The organism is Nostocoides jenkinsii Ben 74 (genome assembly GCF_001046875.1).
Lineage (GTDB): Bacteria > Actinomycetota > Actinomycetes > Actinomycetales > Dermatophilaceae > Nostocoides_A > Nostocoides_A jenkinsii.
On record NZ_HF571038.1, the window covers coordinates 3,791,710 to 3,793,699 of the forward strand.

Consider the following 1,990-nt stretch of genomic DNA (forward strand, 5'->3'; position numbering starts at 1 on the left):
AGCACACGTTAGTCAACTGTGGACACCTTGCAAGGTGTCCACAGTTGACTAACTGCTGCTAGCAGCAGTTCGGAGGGGCGGCCGGGGTCAGTCGAGGGGGCCGCCGGCCACGTAGATCACCTGGCCGGAGACGAAACCGGCCTCGGGCGAGCACAGGAACGAGATCATCGCGGCGATGTCGTCCGGCTGGCCGACGCGCTGGACGGGGATCTGCTTGGCTGCGGCAGTCAGGAAGTCCTCGAACGGCATACCCATGCGTTCTGCGGTCGCGGCGGTCATGTCGGTCTGGATGAACCCCGGCGCCACCGCGTTGGCGGTGACCCCGAATCGGCCGAGTTCGATGGCCAGCGTCTTGGTGAACCCCTGCAGCCCCGCCTTCGCGGCCGAATAGTTGGCCTGCCCGCGGTTCCCCTGCGCCGACGACGACGACAGGTTCACGATGCGGCCGAACTTCTCTTGCGTCATGAACGCCTGGCAGGCCTTGGTCATCAAGAAGGCTCCGCGCAGGTGCACATTCATCACCGCGTCCCAGTCGGACTCGGTCATCTTGAAGATCAGGTTGTCGCGGATGATCCCGGCGTTGTTGACCAGGACGACGGGCGCGCCCAGCTCGTCGGCGATGCGGGTGATGGCGGCCTCGACCTGGGCGGCGTCGCTGACATCGCAGCCGACGGCGAGCGCGCGGCCCCCGGCCGCCTCGATGGCCGAGACGGTGGCGCCGCAGGCCGCTTCGTCGAGATCGACGACGGCCACGGCATACCCATCGCGGGAAAGGCGCTGCGCTGTGGCGGCGCCGATGCCGCGGGCGGCCCCCGTGACGATGGCCACCTGGGACTTGTTCATCTTTGTGCTCCTGCCGGTCTCGGATAGGTTGAAGGCGTTCGCCTGTCACCTTAGCGAGAGGTCTTCGTGCAGATCTGGCCCGGTCGGCCCTACCCATTGGGCGCGACCTATGACGGTTCCGGTGTCAATTTCGCCCTGTTCTCCGAGATCGCCGATGCCGTCGACCTCTGCCTCATCGACGACGACGGCGCTGAAGAGCGCATTCGCCTGCCCGAGGTTGATGGCTTCGTCTGGCACGGCTATCTCCCCGGCCTGCAGCCGGGGCAGCGCTACGGCTTCCGCGTCCACGGTCCGTATGCGCCGCTCGACGGCCACCGCTGCGACCCCACCAAACTCCTGCTCGACCCGTATGCCCTGGCGATCGACGGGACGATGGATGGCGATCCGTCGCTTTTCAGCTACCCCATGACCGACGTCGATCGGGGAACGACCGGCGAGCGCAACGAGGTCGACAGTCTCGGCCACACGTTGCTATCGGTCGTCGTGAACCCATTCTTCGACTGGGGTCAGGATCGCGCCCCGCGCCACGAGTACCACAACACCGTCATCTATGAGGCCCACGTCAAGGGCATGACGATGCTCCACCCCGACATTCCCGAAGAGATCCGCGGGACGTATGCCGGGATGGGTCACCCCGCGATCATCGCCCACCTCGTGGACCTCGGGATCACGGCCGTCGAACTCATGCCGGTGCATCAGTTCGTCAACGACTTTCACTTGCAGGACAAGGGATTGTCGAACTACTGGGGCTACAACACCATCGGCTTCTTCGCCCCGCACAATGGCTATGCCGCCTATGGCACGCGCGGTGAGCAAGTGCTCGAGTTCAAGGCCATGGTCAAGGCGCTGCACGAAGCCGGGATCGAGGTCATCCTCGACGTGGTCTACAACCACACCGCCGAGGGCAACCATCTCGGCCCCACCCTGGCCTTCCGCGGGATCGACAATGCGGCCTACTACCGGCTCGTGTCGACCAACCGCGCGCACTACTACGACACGACCGGCACCGGCAACAGTCTGCTCATGCGCAGCCCGCACGTGCTCCAACTCATCATGGACTCGCTGCGCTACTGGGTCACCGAGATGCACGTCGACGGCTTCCGCTTCGACCTCGCCGCCACCCTGGCCCGCCAGTTCCACGAGGTCG

At 65.5% G+C, this 1,990-nt stretch carries 2 protein-coding genes; one reads left to right on the forward strand and one right to left on the reverse strand.

Features of this window, described 5'->3' with window-relative positions; translation table 11 throughout:
* Nucleotides 1–87 precede the first annotated feature (87 nt).
* Entirely contained in the window at nucleotides 88–843 is a 756-nt protein-coding gene (fabG, locus tag BN13_RS18095; RefSeq protein WP_048548610.1) for a 3-oxoacyl-ACP reductase FabG, read from the reverse strand.
* Nucleotides 844–909: 66 nt separating this feature from the next.
* On the opposite strand from fabG, the gene BN13_RS18100 reads away from it, so the two are divergent.
* Nucleotides 910–1,990: glycogen debranching protein (locus tag BN13_RS18100; protein WP_048548612.1), on the forward strand; the 1,081-nt coding region annotated here is incomplete at its 3' end.